Below are 21,825 nucleotides of genomic sequence, written 5' to 3'. Positions count from 1 at the left end.
CACCCGTCACCCCGGACCTGTTCCGGGGTCCACCGCTCCGCATGCTCTTCGGGTTGAGCGTGTGCGGAACGGTGGATGCCGGAACGAGCCCGGCATGACGGAGGCGAAGCTTACGCCTCGGTCTTGGTCGGAGCCTTCTTCGCGCGCGGCTTCTTCACCGGTGCGTCGGCAGCTTCGGTACCCTCTGCGTTCTCCGCAGCAACCGGCGACGACTCCGTCACAGCGGTCTCTGCTTCGACCGGAGCCGACTTCTTCTTGGCAGGCGCCTTCTTCGCAGGCTTGGCCTCGTCCGTCGCGTCCGAAGCAGATGCCTCGTCCGTCACGGCGTCATCCGAAGCAGCCTCGTCCGAAGCCGGCTTGGCCTTCTTGGCTGCGGCCTTCTTCTTCGGCTTGTGATTGTCGTGGTCATGCGTGTGCGTACCGCTGGCGAACCCGTCCTCGCTCTCGATCGCAGCCTCAAGCTCCTCGCGCGTCGCTTCGCGGTCGGTGATCTCGGCCTTCTCGAACAGGAAGTCGACGACCTTGTCCTCGTACAGCGGCGCACGCAGCTGGGCGGCCGCCATCGGCTCCTGCTGGACGTACTGCATGAACTGCTGGCGCTGCTCGGCCGGATACTGCTGCGCCGCCTGTGCGAGCAGACGCTGCATTTCCTGGTTCGAAACCTCGACGCCGTTCGCCTGGCCGATCTCGGACAGGAGCAGGCCAAGGCGCACGCGACGCTCGGCGATCTTGCGGTAATCGTCGCGCTCGCCTTCCATCTCGGCCATCGCAGCCTCAGGATCGGCCTCGTGCGTGGCTTCGTGCTGGAGCTGCGACCAGATCTGGTTGAACTCGGCTTCGACCATCGACGGCGGCACTTCGAAGTCATGACCCTCGGCGAGCTGGTCGAGCAGCTTGCGCTTCATGTGCGTGCGCGTGAGACCGTTATGCTCCTGCTCGATCTGACCCTTGAGCAAACCGGTGAGCTGCTCGAGGCTCTCGAGACCGAGCGACTTGGCCAGATCCTCGTCGATCTTGCTCTCGCCCGCGGTCTTCACCGACTTGACGGTGATGTCGAACGTCGCCGGCTGCCCTGCGAGCGACTTCTCCTGATACTCCTCGGGGAAGGTCACGTTGAGGACCTTGTCGTCGCCGGTCTTCACGCCGACGAGCTGATCCTCGAAACCGGGGATGAGACGACCCGAACCGAGCTCGACGCCCATGTCGGTGCCGGTGCCGCCCTCGAACGCGACGCCGTCGGCGGTCTTGCCGACGAAATCGACGGTGACGAGATCGCCCATTTTGGCGACGTAATCGTCAGCCGCGTCGTCCCACTTCTTCTGCTGGTCGGCAAACTTCTGAAGCTGCTCGGTGACCGCGTCGTCCGCGACGGGCACGGTCAGGCGCTCGAGCTTCAGGCCGTCGATCGCCGGTGCGGGGACCTGCGGGAGGACCTCCATCTCGACCTTGACCACGGCGTCCTTGCCCAGGTCATAGCCGTCTTCGAGCTCGACCGAAGGCTGCATCGCGGGGCGAAGCTGCTTCTCGGCGACGAGCGTCTGGACGCCTTCCTGGATCGCCGAATTCAGCGCGTCCTGCGTCAGCGCCGGGCCGTGCATCTTGCGGATGAGGTTCGCCGGCACCTTGCCCGGACGGAAGCCCGGCATCTTCATCTGCGGCGCGAGGCGCTTCAGCTCGACATCGACCTTGGCATCGATATCCTTCGCGGTGATGGTGAGCGTAAAGGCGCGCTTGAGGCCCTCGTTCAACGTCTCGACAGTCTGCATGTCCGGCCTTTGTCTAAAAGAGCATTCAGGATAATTCTTCGGGCGGTCGCCCCGCCTGCGCGGCGGGCTGGTGCGGGCGAAGGGACTCGAACCCCCACATCTTGCGATACTTGGACCTAAACCAAGCGCGTCTACCAGTTCCGCCACGCCCGCACAGGACATCGCCGTAGCGGGCGCGTCTATACCAACGATGCATGCGGGGGCAAGCACATAGGCAACTCCCAACGCAACCGCGCTCGATTACAGGCGTTGAACATCCAGAAGGAGAGACATCATGGCTACCCAACCCCCGGCAGAATTCCCGACCCCGACGTCACCCGTCGAGCCGACTGCGCCGCCGCCCGAGTTCAATCCGCCCGCGCCGGACATCGACGTGCCAGCGCCTGGAACGCCGTCGAACGATCCCGCGCCCGTCCAGCCGGAGTTTTGAGCGTGAGCGATCCACATTCCGGCACGAACCCCCAAACGCTCCCCGAGGATCGTGACGAGGACAGTCGCAGCGATATCGAACAGGCGGTTGAGTCGCGCTCCGACGCGGTCGAGCGCGGCGAAGGCGGCGACGAGCCCGAGACGTTCACGGATACCGGCATGCCCGATGGCGTCGGTGGTACCGGCGGCGTCGTGAAGAACCAGGACGGCGACGCGCAGTAAGCTCGCGTCAGCAACCATACAGGCGGGGGTGGCTATCTATACGATACCACTTCCGCCAATCAGGACCCGATAATCCCCACGATTCCCACCTTTGCCGAGCACCAGAGCCTCTATATCGCGCTCGGGCTCGCCGTATTGCTGCTGATCCTGGCGCAGCGCATCCCCATCATCCGCACACTCGTCAATCTGGCGATGACGCTCGTCCTTGTCGGACTGCTGTTCGTCGCGATCGATCAACGGCGTCAGTTCGACCCCTATGTCGGAAAGATCGCGCGGTTTCTGAAGATCGAGGACCAGCAGGTGGTTGGCGGCGAGGTTCGCATCCGCATGTCGCCGGATGGGCATTTCTGGGCGCGGGCGACGATCGACGGGGTAAGCCAGCGGCTGCTGATCGACAGCGGCGCGACGATTACCGCGATTTCGGAGAAGACGGCGGAGAAAGCTGGGGTTGAAGCGCGGGTTGGCGTGGTGCCGATCGTCTTGCAGACTGCCAACGGGTCGATCGCGGCTAAGACGGGCACGATTACCTCGCTGCGTCTCGGTGCGATCGTCGCGCGCGATTTGCAGGTGGTGGTGTCGCCGGCGTTTGGCGAGACGAACGTGCTGGGGATGAACTTCCTGTCGCGACTGGCGTCATGGCGCGTGGAGGAGAACACGCTGATCCTGGTGCCGCATCATCCGCAGAAGGCGGATGGGTAAGCCACCTCCGTACACAACCACCCCGGCGAAGGCCGGGGCCCAATTGGAAAGGTTGCAGTAACGAAGCGCTGCACACCGTTATCACCGTCCCCCAATTGGGCCCCGGCCTTCGCCGGGGTGGGGCGTGTTGGAGGCAGCGAACTACACTTCTGCTAGTTCCCTCGCGAACGCGGGGGCCCAGGAATCAAGCAGCGCTGCATTCGGTTACCCTAGACTCCCGCCTTCGCGGGAGAACGGAAAGGGCGGGAGACCAGCAGGTGCGGGAGAGAGAGCAAAGAAGTCGGTAGCTTTACGAAGCCACCGACTCCCCAAGCATCCCCTTCAACACCTCGTTCACTACAGCAGGGTTAGCCTTCCCCCCCATAGCCTTCATCGTCTGCCCAACAAAGAACCCGAACAGCTTGTCCTTGCCGCCACGATAATCAGCGACCTTGTCAGCGTTCGCCGCCATCACGTCAGCAATCACCGCCTCGATCGCGCCGGTATCGCTGGTCTGCTTCAACCCGCGATCCTCGACCACCTTCGCCGCGCCGTCGCCGGTCTCGAGCATCACCTCGAACACCTGCTTGGCGAGACTACCCGACAGCGTGCCATCCGCGATCAGCCCCAGCAATTCCGCCGCCTGCGCAGGCGACACCGGCGAGTTCTCGATATCCTTACCCGTGCGGTTGAGCGCGCCGAACAACTCCGAAGTCGTCCAGTTCGCCGCCGCCGCCGGCTTCACGCCCGCGTCGAGCAGCGCATCGAACCACCGCGCCGCCTCGACCTCGGCGGTCAGCACCGTCGCCTGATACGCGGTGATCCCGAGCGCCTCATACCGAGCCCGCTTCGCGTCCGGCAACTCCGGCAACGAAGCCCGGCACTCGGCGAGGAACGCATCGTCGAGCACCAGCGGCAACAGGTCGGGATCGGGGAAGTAGCGGTAATCATGCGCATCTTCCTTCGACCGCATCGAGCGCGTCTCGTTGCGATCGGGATCGTAGAGCCGCGTTTCCTGCTGGATCTTGCCGCCGGCTTCGAGCACCTCGACCTGACGCTTGGCCTCCTGCTCGACCACCGCCATCACGAAGCGTACCGAATTGACGTTCTTCGTCTCGGTCCGCGTGCCGAGCTCATCGCCGGGCTTGCGCACGCTGACATTGACGTCGGCGCGCATCGAGCCCTCTTCCATGTTGCCGTCGCACGATCCGACATAGCGCAGGATCGATCGCAACTTCCGCAGGTAAGCCCCTGTTTCCGCTGGCGAAGCAAGATCGGGCTTCGACACGATCTCCATCAGCGCGACGCCCGACCGGTTGAGGTCGACGTAGGACTGGGTCGGATGCTGGTCGTGCATCAGCTTGCCCGCATCCTGCTCGACATGGATGCGCTCGACGCCGATCCGCTTGCCCGCGGCATCGGGGTTCTTCTCGTCGAGGCTGATGTCGATCGCGCCCTCACCGACGATCGGATGATAGAGCTGGCTGATCTGATAGCCCTGCGGCAGATCGGCGTAGAAGTAATTCTTACGGTCGAACCGCGACCATTTGTTGATCTGCGCCTCGATCGCCATGCCAGTGCGGACCGCCTGGCGGATGCACTCGCGGTTCGGGACCGGCAGCATGCCTGGCATCGCCGCATCGACCAGCGACACCTGCGTGTTGGGTTCCGCGCCGAACGCGGTCGCCGCGCCCGAGAAGAGCTTGGCGTTCGACGTCACCTGCGCATGCACTTCGAGGCCGACCACGACCTCCCACTCGCCGGTTTCGCCCTGAATCCTGTAATCGCTCATCGGTTCTTCCGTCTGTTCTGGCGCTGCAGCGCGCGCCGTTTCAGCGTTTTCTGTCGTTCTCGGCTAATGGGCGTCGATCGCGATCGACCGAAGCGTAACCGCTTAAAGCTCTCGGCGAGACCTTCCCCAATGACCTGGAAAAACATCTCGCCGATCCAACTCACCACCAAACATCCGGCCTGGCGACGAACCCCGCTCGCTGTTCGATCGCGAGCCCTGCGTTCAGCACGCCTTGCTCGTCGAGCGGCTTGCCGATGATCTGCAGCCCGAGCGGCAGACCCTGCTTGTCGAGGCCACCCGGCACCGACATCGCTGGCAGGCCCGCGAGGCTCGAGGGCACGGTGAAGACGTCGTTCAAATACATCGCAATTGGATCCGCCGACTTCTCGCCGAGCGCGAACGCCGCCGAGGGTGCGGTCGGCGTCAGCAGCACGTCGCACGTCTCCCAAGCCCGCTCGAAATCGCGCGCGATCAGCGTCCGGACCTTCTGCGCCTGCGTGTAATACGCGTCGTAGAAGCCGGCCGAGAGGACGTAGGTGCCGATCATGATGCGACGCTTCACCTCGGGGCCGAAGCCATCGGCACGCGTCGCGGCGTACATGTCCTGCAGGCCGGCGCCGGTCGGCAGGTCGCGGATACCGTAACGGACGCCGTCATAGCGCGCGAGGTTCGACGACGCTTCGGCGGGCGCGATGATGTAATAGGCGGGCAGCGCGTATTTGGTGTGCGGGAGCGAGACCTCGACGATCGTCGCGCCGGCGTCCTTCAGCCAGTCGATGCCCTGCTGCCAGAGCGCCTCGATCTCCTCGGGCATCCCGTCGACGCGATATTCCTTGGGAATGCCGACGCGCAGGCCGTTGAGATTGCCGGACAAACCCGCTTCCCATTTCGGCACGTCGAGCTGCAACGAGGTGCCGTCCTTGGCGTCGAACCCGGCCATCGCCTCGAGCAGGATCGCGCAGTCACGGACGTCGCGGGCCATCGGCCCGGCCTGGTCGAGCGACGACGCGAACGCGATCGTCCCCCAGCGCGAGCAGCGGCCATAGGTCGGCTTGATGCCGCTGATGCCGGTGAAGGCGGCGGGCTGGCGGATAGAACCGCCGGTGTCGGTGCCGGTCGCGCCGGGGCAGAGCCGTGCGGCGACTGCCGACGACGAACCGCCCGACGAGCCGCCTGGTGCCAGCGACGCATTACCGCCGTCGTTGCGTTTCCACGGCGAGATCACGTTGCCGAACGCCGAGGTCTCGTTCGACGAGCCCATCGCGAACTGGTCCATGTTCAGCTTGCCGAGCATCCCCGCGCCGGCGTCCCACAGGTTCTGCGAGACGGTCGACTCGTAGGTCGGCGTGAAGCCTTCGAGGATATGGCTCGCCGCGGTCGTCGTGACGCCCTTCGTGCAGAACAGGTCCTTCATGCCGATCGGCACGCCGGCCAGCGGCTTGAGCGTCTCGCCGGCTTCGCGCGCGGTATCAGCGGCGGTGGCGGCGGCGATCGCGTGCTCGGGCGTCTCGACAAGAAACGCGTTCAACGCCTGGGCCTGGCTCACCTTTACGATGAATGCATCAGCAACTTCGCGCGCCTTGAAGCTGCCGTCGCGGACGCCGTCGCGGATGCCTGCGATCCCGAGATCTGTAAGGTCGGTCATTATTCGATCACCTTGGGCACGGCGAAGAACCCGTGTTCGGCCACGGGCGCATTGGCGAGGACCTGCTCACGAATGCCACCGCCGGTCAGCGGGTCGGCGTTGACGACGTCGTCGCGCAACCGCAGCGTGTTGGGGATGACGGCGGTCATCGGCTCGATACCGGTCGTGTCGACCTCTTCGAGCATCTCGATCCAGCCAAGGATGTTTCCGAGTTCCGGCGCCATGCGGGCGGCGTCCTCGTCGGTGATCGCGATGCGCGCAAGGCTCGCGATCCGCTTCACGGTTGCAGTATCTACGGACATGGGCTGCGGCTAGCACCCGGCGCGGCGGGCGCGCAACACCCTTCTAGCGCCGCGTCTTCTTCTGGTTCCCCCGCGGAGGCGGGGGCCCAGGATTACAAACGATACCGCCCGAGATCCTGGGCCCCCGCCTCCGCGGGGGAACAAGCCAGTTCCGAGCCGCCGGCGGTTTCCTCAACAGTCAGGCGCCCGTTGCAACCTTCCCCAGCATGCGGCACGGGAGCGGGACCGCCTGCACGGAAGGTCCCGCTTGGCCCGCAAGTTTCTCTATTTCGTCGCCGCGATGATCGTCCTCGCGATCGCCGCCCTGCTCGCCTACCGCCTGTTCGGCACGCAGCTGATGCGCGCGGTGATGGTCCCGAGCGAGACCTTCCAGGCGCAACGCGAAGCCCCGCGCAACATCTACGCGCGAAAGATCATGTGGCTCGCCCGGCCCGATGCGCCCGGCAATCCCGCACTCTGGACGCCCCCCGGCTACACGCCCGGCAAGCCCGGCACGGGCGCGGCGATCTTTTTCATCCACCCGACCTCGTACATCAACCGCGACCATTGGAACGCACCGATCGACGATCCCGAGACCAATGCCCGAGCGGAACTGTTCCTCCGCGGCCAGGCCAGCGCGTTCAACGAGGCGGGCGACATCTGGGCACCGCGCTACCGCCAGGCGACGTTCGGCGCGTTCCTGACCAGCGCCGCCGATAGCGAACGCGCGCTGGCGCTGGCTTACGGCGATGTGTCTGCGGCGTTCGACCGGTTCCTTAAAGAAGCTGGCCCGAAGCGCCCGATCATCCTCGCCGGACATAGCCAGGGCGCGCTCCATCTCACCCGCCTGCTCCGCGACCGCATCGCCACCGACCCGAAGCTGAAGGCACGGATCGTCGCGGCGTATGTCGTCGGCTGGCCCGTCTCGCGCGCGACTGACCTGCCGAAGATGGGCCTCCCCGAATGTCGCGCACCGGATCAGACCGGTTGCATCCTGTCGTGGGAAAGTTTCGCCGAGCCCGCCGATCCCTCGCTGATCGTCGACGCGTACGACCAGACCACAGGCTTCAACGGCCAGCCGCGCAAGGGCACGCCGATGGTATGTACCAACCCGCTGACCGGGATGCCGTACACCGCCGCGCCCGCCACCGCCAACCTCGGCACGCTCGTCCCGTCCGCGGACCTGAAGACCGCGACGATCGCCATCGGCAGCGTGCCCGCCCGCTGTGCCGACCGCGGATTCCTGCTGATCGGCGAGGGCCCGAACCTCGGGCCGTACGTGCTGCCCGGCAACAACTACCACGTCTACGACTACAGCCTGTTCTGGGCGAACATCCGCGCCGACGCCAACCGCCGCCTGAAGGCTTTCAAATGATCACGCTCTCCGCCGCGCAGTTTCGCGATGCGCTCCCCAACGGCGGCCGGCTGATCGGCCTCGACGTCGGCACCAAGACGATCGGCACCGCGCTCTGCGACGCCGGCTGGTCGTTCGCGAGCCCCGCGCTCCTGATCCGCCGCACCAAGTTCCAGAAGGACAAGGCCGCACTTGCCGAGATCATCAAGGCGCAGGCGGTCGTCGGTCTCGTCATCGGCCTGCCGATCAACCTTGACGGAAGCGAAAGCCCGCGCTCGCAATCGACGCGGGCGTTCGCGCAGAATCTCAAGGACATGGGCCTGCCGATCCTGCTCCAGGACGAGCGCTGGTCGACCGTCGCCGTTACCCGCACGCTGATCGAACAGGACGCGAGCCGCGCCAAACGCGCCGAACTCGTCGACAAGATGGCCGCGGCCTACATTCTCCAGGGGGCGATCGATGCCTTGGTGACCGCGCAGATCTAGCGCACGACCCGGTAGAGCGTGGACTCGCCGTTGGTCCAGATGACGCGGAGATCACGCGCCTTCGCTGCCCCCGGAGCGAACCCGATCGTCCACACATGCGTGAAGGCGGTGCGCGGAAAGCCCGCGATGGTCGCGTCGAAGTCTGACCCGAACGATCGACAGAGCTTCGGAAACACAATCTGCGACGGATCGGCTAAATACGGGGTCGCCTGCCCGTAGCGGACACGCAGGAGTTGCTGCCCCTTCAATGCCCATTGCTCGTTGGTGAACACGTCGCGTCGGACGATCGCCATGCCGGGAAGGTGATTCCGCCGCAGGTCATCCCAAGCGCCTCCGCATGGCAGGGAAACCAACGAGAGTACCGCAGCACCGTGCGGAATGGCTCCGATAGCGGCGAGCTCGCGCTGGTGTTCGGCCGAGCGCTCGGCAAAGCTCAGCGTCGTGCCTGCGAGGCGCATGATCAGGAATGCAGTGGCCACCACGGCCAGCGTGCGTGACACCTTCGGATCGCGCGGCACGATCGCGATCAACCCCAGCATCAGCGCGGCGGGCGCCATACGCATGTCGACATAGGCGCCACCCATCAGCAATCGTGGAAGGATGACGAACGCTGCGAGACACAACAGCGCAGCTATGCCCAGCAGCGGCGAGAAACCCAGGCGGGAGCTCCGCATGCCGCCATACAGGATGGCGATCAACGGCAGCAGCGACAGAAGATCGAACCACGGCCAGCGATCGCGAAAGAGCGAAACGAGCCAGATCAGCTTTGCCGGTGCGTTGAACCAGTCGCCGGCATCAAGCCCGCCCCCCGCCGCGCCGGCCCCGCCCTGGAGGGACGTCAGCATGACGAACAGCGGTGCGGTCATCGACAGGCACTGGATTGCCGCACCGACGAGCGCCGCGGGCCAGCGACGGCCTGTCGCGCGCAGCCGCGCGACGTCGGCGCCGGCTGCCATCAGTCCCAGCAGACCCCAGCCGAAGCTGTGTGATATCCATACTGCACAGGCGATCGGTACGAAGAGCATCGCGCGCAGGATCAGCCGATTCTGTCGCCCCAACCGGATCCACAGCGCCAGTCCGCACAACGCGAGCGCCTGCGACAGTGCGAAATTGACGAATCCTAACTGGAACGGCCAAGCATAGGCGAGCGGCAACGCGAAGATCGCGGTCGGCGGTATGCGCCCATGCGCCTCGCGCGCCGTCCATAACAGTCCGGTGACGGTCAGAATCGGGATCGCGATCACCGCCAGCTTGGTCGCCGGCTCGAACCCGACCAGCCGAGCCAGTGCCGGCACGAGCAGGTCCATGCCGAGATTGGGGATCAGCGCCCAATCATACGCGTAAAAGCGCTGGAGATCGGGCGAAGTCGGCAGCGCCATGGCGATATGCCAGCGCCCCATATGCCCCGGCAGATCGCCGAGCGGAGGCAGCGCAGGCCACAACAACGGCACCGCGGACAGCAGGACGAGGGCTACGGCAAACGCGCGCGTTTCCCACCACCGAGCATCGTTCGCGTTCGTCATATAATCTTGTACCATCGCCCCTGTCTGCCAACGCCATCCCACGCCCGCGCTAAATTCCGGTTAACCATGCGGTTGCGGCGAAGCGTCGCGCGACGCTTGCCCCCTGCCCCGCGCGCCACTATCCCGCAGCTTTAATGCGAAACTCAGATCACCGCCCCGCCGCCCTCATCGAAGGCGGCGCCGTCTTCCCGCACCGGCATCTCACCGGTATCGACGGGCTCCAGCCGCACGAGATCGCGTTCCTGCTCGACGAGGCGGAGACGTGGGTCGGCGCGAACCGGACGCATGCGACGCCGGACAAGCGGCTTGCCGGCCTTACCCAGATCAACGCGTTCTTCGAGAACAGCACGCGCACGCTCCTGTCGTTCGAGATCGCGGGCAAGCGGCTCGGCGCGGACGTCGTCAACATGCACGCCGCGCAGTCCAGCGTGAAGAAGGGCGAGACGCTGATCGATACCGCGATGACGCTCAACGCGATGCGCGCCGACGTGATCGTGATCCGGCATATGTCCAGCGGCGCGGTACGGCTGATCGCCGACAAGGTGGACTGCCCGGTGCTGAACGCGGGCGACGGGCGGCACGAGCATCCGACGCAGGCGTTGCTCGACGCATTGACGATCCGGCGGCGGAAAGGCTCGATCGCGGGCCAGCGCGTCGTGATCTGCGGCGACCTGCTGCACAGCCGCGTCGCGCGATCGAACATCCTGGCACTCACCGCGCTCGCCGCCGAGGTCCGCGTGTGTGCGCCCTCGACACTGATGCCGCCGATGATCGAGCGGATGGGCGTGCGTGCGTTTACCGATTTCGACAAGGCCTTGGAGGGTGCGGACGTGGTGATGATGCTCCGGCTCCAGAACGAGCGAATGGACGGCGCGTACGTACCTTCCACCCGCGAATACCGTCTGCGCTACGGGCTGACGCTCGACCGGCTGGCGAAGGCCGCACCCGATGCGCTGGTCATGCACCCCGGCCCGATGAACCGCGGTGTCGAGATCGATTCCGCGGTCGCGGATCACGCACGCTCGGCGATCACCGAACAGGTCGAGATGGGGGTTGCCGTCCGGATGGCCTGCCTCGACGTGCTGACCCGAAGAGCACGCGGTGTGGAGGGTTGGGCATGATCCTCGCCCTCACCAACGCGACGCTTGCCTGCCCCGTCGGCGGCGTGTCGAAGGGTAATGTGCTGGTCCGCGACGGGGTAATCGTCGCGACCGGGATCGTCGATATTCCGTCCGATGCCGCGGTCGTCGATTGCGGCGGCAAGACGGTCGCGCCCGGGATCGTCGATCTCGGCGTGGCGAAGGTCGATCGCGCAGCCTTCCGTGCCGGCGGGATCGTGCGGATCGGCCTGATGCCAGACCAGTCGCCGGTGCTCGACGACCCCGGCATCGTCCAGCGTGCTGCGTTGATCGGCAAGCCCGACCTCTGGATCCACCCGATCGCCGCCGCCACGCGCGGCCTCGAAGGCCACGATCTTGCCGAGATGGCGATCTGCCTGTCGGCAGGCGCGAAGGCGGTCGGCACGGGCAAGCACTGGATCGCCGACAGCGGCGTGATGCGGCGCGTGCTCGCCTATGCGCGCGATCTCGACGTGACGGTGATCGCGCATGCCGAAGACGGCGGGCTGACCGCCGGCGCTGTCGCGACCGAAGGCGAGACCGCGACGCGGCTTGGCCTGCCCGCGGCGCCCGCGGTAGCCGAAGCCTTGGCGATCGCGCGCGACCTGCTGCTCGCCGAGGATACCGGTGCACAAATCCACATTCGCCAGGTTACGACCGCTGCCGGGTTCGACCTGATCCGCGCGGCGAAGCGTCGCGGCGTTGCCGTCACTTGCGGGATCACGCCGGCGCATCTGCACCTGTCGGAAATCGCTGTCAGTGATTTCCGATCGTTCGCGCTGCTGTCTCCGCCGTTGCGTGCAGAAAGCGACCGTCGCTCCGCGCTCGAGGCTATCGCCGACGGTACGATCGACGTGCTGTGTTCCGGGCACGAGCCGCGCGGACCCGAGGAGAAGCGACTGCCGTTCACCGATTCGAGCAGCGGGATGGCGGGTGCGGAGACGCTGCTGCCGCTCGCACTGATGCTGGTACGCGATGAACTGCTGACGCTGGAACGCCTGCTCGCGCTGCTGGCCAGTAATCCCGCGCGGGTGCTGGGGCTGGATACGGGGACGCTGGAGGTCGGCAAACCGGCCGACCTGATGCTGTTCGACCAGCAGGCGCCTTGGCAGATCGTCGGGGAAGAGTTCGTTGCCGCAGCAGGGAATACGCCGTTCGACGGCTTGCCGGTGCAGGGTCGCGTGCTGCGATTGTGGAAGGGTGGCCGCGAGGTTCGGTGAGGTCGTCGCGTCAATTATAAACCCAACCACCCCGGCGGAGGCTACCCCGGCGGAGGCTGGGGGCCAATTGGGAAGGCCGGCGTAACGAAGGGCCGTCGTCGATTAGCGACGTTCCCCAACTGGGCACCGGCCTCCGCCGGGGTGGTGCTTATTGACGCGGTGGGACGAACACCGCGTCCTTTTAGCGCGACGCCATCTGCATGCCAGGCTTGCGCAACCACTGCGCCATCGCATCCCCCGCCCCTTGGCGGACGAAGCAGGTGCCACCCTTGGCGTGGTACTGGCGGCACATCGCGTCCGCCGCCGACCGGCTGAATCCGCCGACCGACAGGCGGTAGAAATCCTCACCCTTCGCCTTGAACGTCATGCCGTTCGGAGCGTAGCCGGCCAGCACTACGAACCGGCGTGAAGCGCGTCCCCAGGCATCCTTTGCGACGCCCGCACTTTCGAAGGCGCCGAGCTGGACGTACCAGTTGCCGCTCGCGGGTGCCTTCACCTGATACGCCGCGGTCGCCATGCTGCGTCCCGAAGACGCGGACGCGGACGCGGAAACGGGGGCAGCCGCGACCTTGATCGGGCCGCTTGCCGGACGGAGCATTATCGTAGGCAACGCCTGGACGACCTCCTGCCGAGGCCCGAACGACACCTTCGAAAAGCCGTCGACGGAGGCGGACGCCACCGCGACCGGCGCGCGTACGGCCGTCCCGGCGTCGACCGGCGTCATGATCGGATCCGCCGCCGCCAAGGCCTGCTCCGGAACACCCGGCGCCGCCGGCGCGGGCGCATTCAACGCCAGCGCGACCGGCTGCCCGATGTCCGCCACCGCGCGAACCCCGAGCAGGCTCGCCACCTGGTCCGATGCCTTGGCCGGCTGCGTGAACTGCGCCCATTGCTCGAGCCGGCCATCGACATCCGCCGGTGCCATGTCCGCCGCCGCGACCACGCGCGCCTCCTGCCACCGACCCGCCAGCGCGAAACTCAGCGCGAGATTTTGGCGAACCTTCGCATTCGTCGCCGGCGAACGCGCTACCTCGGTCAGGACCGCGATCCCGCCGGCGGTGTCCCCAGCCAGCGACAATGCCAACCCACGATCGACCGCAGGGATGATCGCGGCGTTGGCCTCGAGGCTATGGCGTGCTGCCTGCCAGTCACCGATCGCGACTTGCGACAGCGCGAGGTCGAGCGCCGCCTTGCCGTTGGTCGGCGACAGCTGCAGCGTATCGGCGAACGCGTGCGCGGCCGACGCGAACCGCCCTCCCTGTAGATAGCTCTGGCCGAGCAGCATCCGATATTCCGCCCGCTGCGGCATCAAAGCCACCGCGCGCTCCGCATAGCTGATCGCGACAGGACCATCGTTGCGGGCGAGTGCAGCCTGCGCTCGCCCCGCATCCCCGGCAGCGCCCTTTGCCGCAAGCGCGGCATTACCGTCGCTGGCCGACGCAATGCCGCCGCCGTTAGCCGCACAGCCGACCATCGTACCGCCGAGCAGAAGGGCAGAGATGCCGCCTAGGAGAAGTGCGCGCGTGTTCATCGGGATAATCCCTGTTTCAACATTTTGACTTGGACAGACGTGGCTGCGCGACATGCGCATCCACCCCCGGCAGAGTTTGCAGGAAGGCGTCGAGTGCCTGCGTGACGATATGCTGCGAAGACGTTCCCGTGATCGCCGCCACATGGCGCAGTCGCAGATGCTGATCGCCATCAATCCGCACCGTGAAGGCGACCTTGGAACGTGTCGTCCTCCCCACGGGCTTGCGATCGATCCGGGCTACGGTCGCAGGAGAAACAGGCAGGCGCTCGACGGAGCGCTCGATCTCGACCTTCAACGACCGGCGCTCGACCAGCACCGGCGGCACCAACTCGCCGAGGTCGTTCCAGCCGAGATCGTCGAGAGACCCATCCTCCGCCCGATCCGTTGCCGGCGAACTCAGATCCTGCGGCCGCATCGCCGGACGTGCCGATCCCTTGCGCGCCAGCAGCGAGGACAATGGGGATGGCTTCGGCTGCGCCATGGCTCAGGCCACGATCCGACGGCCGAAGCCGCCTGCCGGACGCTGCGCGACCGCGGTCGGCACGCTGAACACGGTACGCCGGAAATTCTTTTCGAGCCGATCGCAGACATAGGTCCACAGCGCCTCGATCTCGGCGGTCGAGCGGCTCTTCGCGTCGAGCTCCATCACGGTCCGCCCGTCGATCATCGACACGGCGAAGTCGGTGCGCTGATGGACGATGATCGGCGCGACGGTGCCGTGCTGCGACAGCGCCAGCGTCGCGTCGGCGGTGATCCGTGCTTTCGGTGTCGCTGCGTTGACGACGAAGACCAGCGGCTTGCCGGCGCGCGTGCACATGTCGACGGTAGCGCCGACCGCGCGCAGGTCGTGCGGGCTCGGACGCGTCGGCACGACGATCAATTCGGCGACCTGGATCACGCTCTGGATCGCCATCGTGATCGCGGGCGGCGTGTCGATCATCGCCAGCTTGAAACCCTGCTGACGAAGGATCTCGAGATCGGCGGCGAGCCGCGAGACGGTGGTCTGCGCAAAGGCGGGTTCTTCGGCGGTGCGCTCGTTCCACCAGTCGGACAGCGACCCCTGCGGATCGATGTCGATCAGCACCACCGGGCCGTGGCCCGAACGCTCCGCCTGGACCGCAAGATGACCCGTCAAGGTCGTCTTGCCCGATCCTCCCTTCTGCGATGCAAACGCTAGAACGCGCATAAGTCCCCGACCCCCGGTATCTGCGAACGCGGTCGCATGCCGACGTCTAAGAAGCGGTTAACGCGACGTCATAATGGTTGATGATCGAGCGAGATCGGTTGGAAAACACGGGATGGCCGGAAAAGCATCGGCGCGCCCTTTGCCTTGCGCGACGAAGGACGGCATGGTGACGACGAGACGATGGGATAGAGCGATGACGACAGTCGGCCGTAAGCTTCTGATAAGTATGATCGCAGCGAGTGGCATGCTTGCCGCCGTCCCTGCCGATGCCGACGTGAAGGGCGGCGTCGATGCCTGGGCCAAGGGCGATTACGCGCGCGCGGTCGGCGAATGGCGGCCGTTGGCGATCGCCGGCGATGCCGATGCGCAGTTCAACCTCGCACAGGCGTACAAGCTTGGGCGCGGCGTACCGCTCGACTCCGGCCTCGCCGAAAGCTGGTTCCGCAAGGCGGCATTGCAGGGACATCTTCAGGCCGGCGACAATTACGGACTCGCGCTGTTCCAGGCGGGCAAGAAGACCGACGCCCTGCCGTGGCTCGAAAAGTCGGTCGCGCGTGGCGAACCGCGGACGCAGCTGGTGCTGGGGACGATGCTGTTCAACGGTGACGGCGTGCCGCGCGATTTCCCGCGCGCCTATGCCCTGATGACGCGCGCCTCGGCGTCGGGGTTGCAATCCGCTTCGCAGACGCTGGCGCAGATGGACCAATATATCTCCCCCGCCGATCGCGAGAAGGGCACGGCGCTGGCGCAGCGATATGCGTTGCAGGCGACACCCGCCGCCCCGCCGCGCTCGACCGTCGGGGGAGGCGGCGCGCGCGTGGCGGCGCGGGACGGCAACCAATCCGCCGGACGGGTCGACGTGCCGGCATCGCGGGTGGCCGAGGTACCGCGGCCCCCGCGCCCGTCGCCGAGTTCGCCGCCTGCCAGGGTCCCCGCGCCCACGCGGGAGCCGGTTCGCAAGGCCGCGACATCCAAACCAGCTACGGTGAAGGCAGCGCCACCGAAGCCCAAGCCCGCGCGGGCGACGGGCAACTGGCGCGTGCAACTCGGTGCGTTCCGCGATCAGGGCAACGCCGAGACGCTGTGGAACAAGGTTCGCGGCAAGCTGCGCGGTGCCCAGCCCTTCTACGCCAAGGCGGGCAGCGTGACACGGCTCCAGGCCGGCGGCTTCGCCTCGAAGGCGGACGCGACGCGCGCTTGCTCGGCGGCTGGCGTGCCGTGCGTGATCGTCGCGCCCTGAGCTGATCCACCGGATACTCGTGATGAGGATGCGCACATGCTGTTCCTGACCCTGGCGTTGGTGGCGACGCCATCGACCTGCACCGAGATCAAGCCACAGTGTCGCGCATGTCCCACCGAGGGCAGCGTCAAAGGGTGCTCGACGGTCGGCATCGCCTGCCAGCCGACCCGTCGCATTTGCGAACCAGCCGTCGTTCCGAAAACCGCGGCGCGAGCGGCTCGCGGCGCCGACAAGAAGGCGCGCTGAACGGCCGGGACCGTCGCCCGGCGGACGAGCGATCCGGTGCGGCAGGGATCAAATAGCCGGACCGGTCGTTTCGTTTCGACATCGACCGGGAGCTAGATGCATGATTTCGAAGACCTTGGCGCTGGCACTTGCCGGCGCAACGCTGTTGGCCGCGTGTTCCGGCGAGCAGCCTGCGACGAATAATACCGATGCGATGGCGGATAACGGCGTATCGCTGCGCAACCTTGCGGAGACCGACGTGGCGGTGCCGAAACCCGAACAACTGACGGTCAAGGGCAGGCTGATCCCTACCCCCTCCGATCCGACGTCGCGCCACTTCCTGTTGCGCGAGCGGAAGGCGGCAAGCGGCACGATCATCGCGATCCTGCGCCAGGAGCATGACGGCAAGGTCGCCTATGCCCGCACCGAGACCGATTGCGGCAAGCGCCTGTTCCATGTCCTAGGCGTCGGCCCGAACCGGGCGCTGGTCGAGACCAACGTAGCGCATGACGGCCCGCTGCGCCCGATCAAGGGCCTGCCGTTGCGCGAAGAGCTTGCGACGTATGTCTGCGCGGCGAGCGGCACGCCGCTGGCCAAGGCCTGACCCTAACTTCTGCGCCCCTCCCTGGAAGGGAGGGGTTGGGGGTGGGTCGGCCGGCTCGAGTCACTACTGTCCAACCATGCGGAACCCGACCCACCCCCTGCCCCTCCCTTCCAGGGAGGGGTGAAGAACCCTAGTCCAGCACCCAGTGCTGCTTCGCGATACCCTGCGCGTAGAGAAGCGCCGTCAGATCCTCATGATCGATCCGCGCCGCCGCAGCCGCCGCAACGATCGGCTTGGCATGATACGCTACGCCCAGCCCAGCCGCCTCGATCATCGCCAGGTCGTTCGCGCCATCACCGACCGCGAGCGACTCTTCGACTGTGATCCCCCGCTCGGCAATTGCCGCCCGTAACGTCGTCAACTTCGTATTCGACCCTACGATCGGCTTGGTCACCGTCCCCGTCAGCACACCGCCCTCGATCTCCAGCACATTGGCGATCGCGCGGTCGAAGCCGATCTCCCTCGCCACCGGCTCGGCAAACCGCGTGAACCCGCCTGACACCAGCACCGCCAAAGCGCCCCTTGCGCGCATCGTCCGCACCAGCGCCTTCGCGCCAGGCATGATCTTCACGCGTTCGGCCAGGCAGCGTTCGACGTCGCTTTCCACCAGCCCCTTCAACAGCGCCACGCGAGCGTCGAGCGCCGCCTCGAAATCGAGTTCACCGCGCATGGCGCGTTCGGTAATTTCCGCGATCTGCGGCTTGATACCAGCATAGTCGGCGAGTTCGTCGATGCATTCGACGGTGATCATCGTCGAATCCATGTCGGCGACGAGCAGCCTCTTCGTGCGCGCCAGGCTCGATTGCACGACGACGTCAGTTGCCGCGAACGCACCCTCGAGCGCGACCCGAGCCGCGTTCGGCGCCATCCCGAAGATCAGATCCGCCGCGTCGCCCTCATCGATCCAGCCGCTCGCGCCCGGTGCGCAATCGGCGTCGCGCAGGCGGTCCATCGCGGTCGAAATATCGCCTGCGGTCAGCGTGCCCGAGGCTATAAGCGTTGCCGTGAACATAGAACATCTCCCGAAGGTCGCGCTCATCGCAGGGCCGACCGCGAGCGGCAAGTCCGCGCTCGCGCTGGCCGTAGCCGCGCGCCACGACGGCGTCGTCATCAACGCCGACTCCGCGCAGGTCTATGCCGACCTCCGAATCCTGACCGCGAGACCCTCGCCGGAAGAACAGGCCAGCGCCCCGCACCGCCTGTTCGGCCATGTCGACGCCGCCGATGCGACCTACTCGGCCGCGCGCTGGGCCGCCGAGGCGACGGTGGCGATCCGAGACACACTCGCGGAGGGAAAGCTGCCGATCCTGGTAGGTGGCACCGGGCTCTATATCCGCACCTTGCTCGACGGCATCGCGCCCGTCCCCGCGATCGACCCGGCCCTTCGCGAGGAGGTCCGCGCCCTCCCCGTCGCCGAAGCACACGCCGCGCTCGCGCAATTCGACCAGCAGGCTGCGGCCAAGCTCAACGCAGCCGACACCACCCGCGTCGCCCGAGCGCTTGAAGTCGTCCGCGGCACCGGCCGCACGCTCGCCGATTGGCAGACCGAGAAGGTCGGCGGGATCGGCGATACGGTCGACGTTCGCGCGCTGATCCTGATCCCCGACCGCGACTGGCTCAACGCACGCATCGACCAGCGCTTCGCCGAAATGGCCGACACTAGCCGCGACGAGATCGCCGCGCTCCTCGCGCGCACCGACATCCCGCCGGACGCCCCGATCCGCCGCGCGATCGGCGTCCCCGAGATCGCCGCCCTGGTCCGCGGCGAGACTTCGAAAATCGACGCCATCGCCGCCGGATCGCTCGCCACGCGCCGCTACGCCAAGCGCCAATATACGTGGCTTCGACACCAGCCGCCGCCCGAATGGACCCGCACCGAAGCCCTCGACCTCCCAACGCGCCTGCGGCAATTTGAAACTATATTGCTCAAATGATGTTTGACACGCATCTTTTATATCGGTAGCCGGCCCCACCACGAGACGCTAAAGGCAGCGTTCTCGCAAAGGATGATATGAAATGACCGAGAAGAGTGGAGCCGATATCCTGATCGAGGCGCTGTGCGATCTCGGCGTGGAGGTCGTCTTCGGCTATCCGGGTGGTGCCGTGCTGCCGATCTACGACGCGCTGTTCCGCAGCGGCCGGATCAAGCACATCCTCGTGCGCCACGAACAGGCTGCGACGCATGCCGCGGAAGGCTATGCACGCTCGACCGGCAAGCCCGGCGTGGTGCTCGTCACCTCGGGCCCCGGCGCGACCAATGCGGTCACCGGCATCACCGACGCGCTGATGGACTCGATCCCGATGGTCGTGATCACCGGCCAGGTGCCGACCGCACTGATCGGCACCGACGCGTTCCAGGAGGCCGATACCGTCGGCATCACGCGGCATTGCTCGAAGCATAATTACCTCGTGAAGGATCCCGCCAAGCTTGGCGACGTGATCCACGAGGCGTTCCACATCGCCACCTCGGGTCGTCCCGGCCCGGTCGTCGTCGACATTCCGAAGGACGTGCAGGTCGCGACGGCTCGGTACAAGAAGCCGGGCCCGATCCAGCACAAGACCTATCGCCCGCAGGTGAAGGCCGATCAGTCGCAGATCGAGCAGCTCGTCGACATGCTCGCCGCGGCCGAACGTCCGATCCTGTACACCGGCGGCGGCATCATCAACTCGGGCCCGGCCGCGAGCCAGTTGCTGTGCGAGCTCGTCCGCATCACCGGCGCACCGGTGACGTCGACGCTGATGGGCCTCGGCGCCTATCCCGCATCGGGGCCGCAGTGGCTCGGCATGCTCGGGATGCACGGCACGTACGAGGCCAACATGGCGATGAACCAGGCCGACCTCGTCGTCGCGCTCGGCTCGCGCTTCGACGATCGCGTGACGGGGCGGCTCGATGCGTTCAGCCCGAACTCGCGGAAAGTGCATATCGACATCGATCGCTCGTCGGTGAACAAGACCGTGCGCGTCGATCTCGGGATTATCGCGGACGTCGGCCACGCGCTCGAGGACATGGTGCGGATCTGGAAGAGCCGCCAGCATCCCAAGCCCGACACGACCGACTGGCAGCGACGGATCGCCGGCTGGCGTGCGGTCAAGTGTCTCGATTTCCCCGAGAACGACCCGAACGAGATCATGCCGCAGCGCGCGATCCGGGCGCTGTTCGACGCGACGCACGCGCGCTCGCCGATCATCACCACCGAGGTCGGCCAGCACCAGATGTGGGCGGCGCAGCATTTCGGGTTCGAAAAGCCGAACAAGTGGCTGACCAGCGGTGGTCTCGGCACGATGGGGTACGGCCTGCCCGCCGCGATCGGCGCGCAGCTCGGCAACCCGAACGCGCTGGTGATCGACATCGCCGGCGAAGCGTCGATCCAGATGAACATCCAGGAGCTGGCGACCGCGTCGCAATACCGGTTGCCAGTGAAGATCTTCATCCTCAACAACCAGTATATGGGCATGGTCCGCCAGTGGCAGGAGCTCACCTACGAGAGCCGCTATGCCGAGAGCTATTCGGATTCGCTGCCCGATTTCGTGAAGCTCGGCGAGGCGTATGGCTGGAAGGGCATCCTGATCGAGACGCGCGACCAGCTCGACAGCGGGATCGCCGAGATGCTGGCGTATGACGGCCCGGTGATCGTCGACTGCCGCGTGTCGCAGCTGACGAATTGCTTCCCGATGATCCCGTCGGGTGCCGCGCATACCGACATGATCCTGCAGGCGAACGAAGTGTCCGGCACGATGGACGACGAAGCGAAGGCGCTGGTGTGATGGCGGCGTTTCTTCTTCCCCCCTCCCGTGAACGGGAGGGGCCGGGGGTGGGCTCGCGCTCAATCCCGACCGGCATCGTCTGCGGCTATCCGCGCGCCCACCCCCTACCCCCTCCCGCAAGCGGGCGGGGGGGAGACTGAACCATGCACATTTCCCAGGAAAAGGCCGAGCGGCATACGCTCGCCGTCATCGTCGACAACGAACCGGGCATCCTCGCCCGGATCGCCGGCCTGTTCACCGCGCGCGGCTACAATATCGAGAGCCTGACGGTGAGCGAAATCACCGCCGACAAGTCGGTCAGCCGGATCACGATCGTCACCAGCGCTTCGCCGGCGACGATGGAGCAGATCATCGCCCAGCTCGACCGGCTGGTGCCGGTTCACAAGGTCACCGACCTCACGGCACAGGGCGCGCATGTCGAGCGCGAGCTTGCGCTGGTGAAGGTCCGCGGCACTGGCGACCACCGGATCGAGGCGCTGCGCCTCGCCGACGTCTACCGCGCGCGCGTGGTCGATGCGACGACGTCGAGCTTCGTGTTCGAGGTCACCGGCGGGATCGACAAGATCGACAAGTTCGTCGAACTTATGGGTGAAGTCGGTCTGATCGAAGTAGCCCGAACCGGCATAGTCGCGATCGCCCGCGGCAAAGAGCCGGCGTAACACTTCTCCGCTTTTAAAGTTTTGTTCTCCCGCGAAGGGCTTTCCTTCAAAGTAATACTTTGAAGGGCGTCCGAAGGCGGGAGCCCAGCCTGGCCCTCCGCC

General features: G+C 66.3%; 22 protein-coding genes and 1 tRNA gene. 13 read left to right on the top strand and 10 right to left on the bottom strand.

The window, feature by feature from the left end:
* Window positions 1-110 precede the first annotated feature (110 nt).
* Window positions 111-1,766: a trigger factor gene (gene tig / locus BM244_RS02230; protein WP_093397116.1), complete on the bottom strand. Its 1,656-nt coding sequence runs from the start codon at window positions 1,764-1,766 to the stop codon at window positions 111-113.
* Between the two features lie 68 nt (window positions 1,767-1,834).
* Window positions 1,835-1,919: transfer RNA gene (locus BM244_RS02225), tRNA-Leu, on the bottom strand.
* 121 nt (window positions 1,920-2,040) lie between these two features.
* Between BM244_RS02225 and BM244_RS22990 the strand changes: the two genes are divergently transcribed.
* The 3 genes from BM244_RS22990 (at window position 2,041) to BM244_RS02215 (ending at window position 3,116) form a co-directional block, all read left to right on the top strand.
* Window positions 2,041-2,196: a hypothetical protein gene (locus BM244_RS22990; RefSeq protein ID WP_168371595.1), complete on the top strand. Its 156-nt coding sequence runs from the start codon at window positions 2,041-2,043 to the stop codon at window positions 2,194-2,196.
* 2 nt (window positions 2,197-2,198) lie between these two features.
* Window positions 2,199-2,417: a hypothetical protein gene (locus BM244_RS02220; protein ID WP_093397114.1), complete on the top strand. Its 219-nt coding sequence runs from the start codon at window positions 2,199-2,201 to the stop codon at window positions 2,415-2,417.
* 135 nt (window positions 2,418-2,552) lie between these two features.
* The gene (locus tag BM244_RS02215; RefSeq protein WP_254784224.1) at window positions 2,553-3,116 is read left to right on the top strand and encodes a retropepsin-like aspartic protease family protein; all 564 of its coding nucleotides are present in this window, start codon (window positions 2,553-2,555) and stop codon (window positions 3,114-3,116) included.
* A gap of 289 nt (window positions 3,117-3,405) precedes the next feature.
* On the opposite strand, the gene gatB is transcribed toward BM244_RS02215, so the two are convergent.
* The 3 genes from gatB to gatC form a co-directional block, all read right to left on the bottom strand.
* A complete protein-coding gene (gatB, locus tag BM244_RS02210) occupies window positions 3,406-4,887 on the bottom strand; it encodes an Asp-tRNA(Asn)/Glu-tRNA(Gln) amidotransferase subunit GatB (protein ID WP_093397113.1) in 1,482 nt (493 codons plus the stop codon).
* Between the two features lie 160 nt (window positions 4,888-5,047).
* Complete coding sequence (gene gatA / locus BM244_RS02205) at window positions 5,048-6,532, bottom strand: Asp-tRNA(Asn)/Glu-tRNA(Gln) amidotransferase subunit GatA (protein WP_093397111.1); 1,485 nt, start codon at window positions 6,530-6,532, stop codon at window positions 5,048-5,050.
* Complete coding sequence (gene gatC / locus BM244_RS02200; protein WP_056048145.1) at window positions 6,532-6,834, bottom strand: Asp-tRNA(Asn)/Glu-tRNA(Gln) amidotransferase subunit GatC; 303 nt, start codon at window positions 6,832-6,834, stop codon at window positions 6,532-6,534. Before gatC ends, gatA begins: the two co-directional genes overlap by 1 nt.
* A 247-nt stretch (window positions 6,835-7,081) precedes the next feature.
* Between gatC and BM244_RS02195 the strand changes: the two genes are divergently transcribed.
* Window positions 7,082-8,188: a DUF3089 domain-containing protein gene (locus tag BM244_RS02195; RefSeq protein ID WP_093397110.1), complete on the top strand. Its 1,107-nt coding sequence runs from the start codon at window positions 7,082-7,084 to the stop codon at window positions 8,186-8,188.
* The gene (gene ruvX, locus BM244_RS02190; protein WP_060524389.1) at window positions 8,185-8,652 is read left to right on the top strand and encodes a Holliday junction resolvase RuvX; all 468 of its coding nucleotides are present in this window, start codon (window positions 8,185-8,187) and stop codon (window positions 8,650-8,652) included. The genes BM244_RS02195 and ruvX overlap by 4 nt, the downstream gene beginning before the upstream one ends.
* On the opposite strand, the gene BM244_RS02185 is transcribed toward ruvX, so the two are convergent.
* Complete coding sequence (locus BM244_RS02185; protein WP_093397108.1) at window positions 8,649-10,175, bottom strand: hypothetical protein; 1,527 nt, start codon at window positions 10,173-10,175, stop codon at window positions 8,649-8,651. The genes ruvX and BM244_RS02185 overlap by 4 nt on opposite strands.
* 134 nt (window positions 10,176-10,309) lie before the next feature.
* Here BM244_RS02185 and BM244_RS02180 point away from each other — a divergent pair, with 134 nt between their 5' ends.
* Complete coding sequence (locus BM244_RS02180; RefSeq protein WP_093397107.1) at window positions 10,310-11,296, top strand: aspartate carbamoyltransferase catalytic subunit; 987 nt, start codon at window positions 10,310-10,312, stop codon at window positions 11,294-11,296.
* The gene (locus BM244_RS02175; protein ID WP_093397105.1) at window positions 11,293-12,513 is read left to right on the top strand and encodes a dihydroorotase; all 1,221 of its coding nucleotides are present in this window, start codon (window positions 11,293-11,295) and stop codon (window positions 12,511-12,513) included. Before BM244_RS02180 ends, BM244_RS02175 begins: the two co-directional genes overlap by 4 nt.
* Before the next feature lie 181 nt (window positions 12,514-12,694).
* Here BM244_RS02175 and BM244_RS02170 read toward each other — a convergent pair whose 3' ends face one another.
* Genes BM244_RS02170 through BM244_RS02160 form a run of 3 tightly spaced genes read right to left on the bottom strand, consistent with a single transcriptional unit; the run spans window position 12,695 to window position 15,230 of the window.
* On the bottom strand, window positions 12,695-14,044 hold the full coding sequence (locus BM244_RS02170; RefSeq protein WP_093397104.1) for an SPOR domain-containing protein: 1,350 nt from the start codon (window positions 14,042-14,044) through the stop codon (window positions 12,695-12,697).
* Between the two features lie 16 nt (window positions 14,045-14,060).
* On the bottom strand, window positions 14,061-14,525 hold the full coding sequence (locus BM244_RS02165) for a hypothetical protein (RefSeq protein ID WP_093397102.1): 465 nt from the start codon (window positions 14,523-14,525) through the stop codon (window positions 14,061-14,063).
* 3 nt (window positions 14,526-14,528) lie between these two features.
* The gene (locus tag BM244_RS02160) at window positions 14,529-15,230 is read right to left on the bottom strand and encodes a ParA family protein (RefSeq protein ID WP_093397100.1); all 702 of its coding nucleotides are present in this window, start codon (window positions 15,228-15,230) and stop codon (window positions 14,529-14,531) included.
* Between the two features lie 244 nt (window positions 15,231-15,474).
* Here BM244_RS02160 and BM244_RS02155 point away from each other — a divergent pair, with 244 nt between their 5' ends.
* The 3 genes from BM244_RS02155 to BM244_RS02145 all read left to right on the top strand — a co-directional run bounded on the left by BM244_RS02155 (window position 15,475) and on the right by BM244_RS02145 (window position 17,299).
* Entirely contained in the window at window positions 15,475-16,470 is a 996-nt protein-coding gene (locus BM244_RS02155) for an SPOR domain-containing protein (protein WP_093397099.1), read from the top strand.
* Window positions 16,471-16,506: 36 nt separating this feature from the next.
* On the top strand, window positions 16,507-16,716 hold the full coding sequence (locus BM244_RS02150) for a hypothetical protein (protein WP_093397097.1): 210 nt from the start codon (window positions 16,507-16,509) through the stop codon (window positions 16,714-16,716).
* Window positions 16,717-16,816: 100 nt separating this feature from the next.
* Window positions 16,817-17,299: a hypothetical protein gene (locus BM244_RS02145; protein WP_093397096.1), complete on the top strand. Its 483-nt coding sequence runs from the start codon at window positions 16,817-16,819 to the stop codon at window positions 17,297-17,299.
* Window positions 17,300-17,429: 130 nt separating this feature from the next.
* Here the strand turns inward: BM244_RS02145 and serB are convergent, their stop codons facing one another.
* Window positions 17,430-18,311: a phosphoserine phosphatase SerB gene (gene serB / locus BM244_RS02140; protein WP_093398047.1), complete on the bottom strand. Its 882-nt coding sequence runs from the start codon at window positions 18,309-18,311 to the stop codon at window positions 17,430-17,432.
* On the opposite strand from serB, the gene miaA reads away from it, so the two are divergent.
* The 3 genes from miaA (at window position 18,304) to ilvN (ending at window position 21,723) form a co-directional block, all read left to right on the top strand.
* Window positions 18,304-19,233, top strand: a complete 930-nt coding sequence (gene miaA, locus BM244_RS02135) for a tRNA (adenosine(37)-N6)-dimethylallyltransferase MiaA (RefSeq protein ID WP_093397094.1) — start codon at window positions 18,304-18,306, stop codon at window positions 19,231-19,233. The two genes, serB and miaA, sit on opposite strands and share 8 nt — an antisense overlap.
* A gap of 82 nt (window positions 19,234-19,315) precedes the next feature.
* Window positions 19,316-21,064, top strand: coding sequence for an acetolactate synthase 3 large subunit (locus BM244_RS02130; protein ID WP_056048115.1), 1,749 nt, complete (start codon window positions 19,316-19,318; stop codon window positions 21,062-21,064).
* A gap of 143 nt (window positions 21,065-21,207) precedes the next feature.
* Window positions 21,208-21,723, top strand: a complete 516-nt coding sequence (ilvN, locus tag BM244_RS02125; RefSeq protein WP_056048113.1) for an acetolactate synthase small subunit — start codon at window positions 21,208-21,210, stop codon at window positions 21,721-21,723.
* The last annotated feature ends 102 nt before the right edge of the window (window positions 21,724-21,825 follow it).

It is taken from the genome of Sphingomonas sp. OK281, assembly GCF_900115295.1.
GTDB lineage: Bacteria > Pseudomonadota > Alphaproteobacteria > Sphingomonadales > Sphingomonadaceae > Sphingomonas.
Note: the sequence above shows the minus strand (reverse complement) of the source record. Positions and strands in the feature narration are given on the sequence as shown.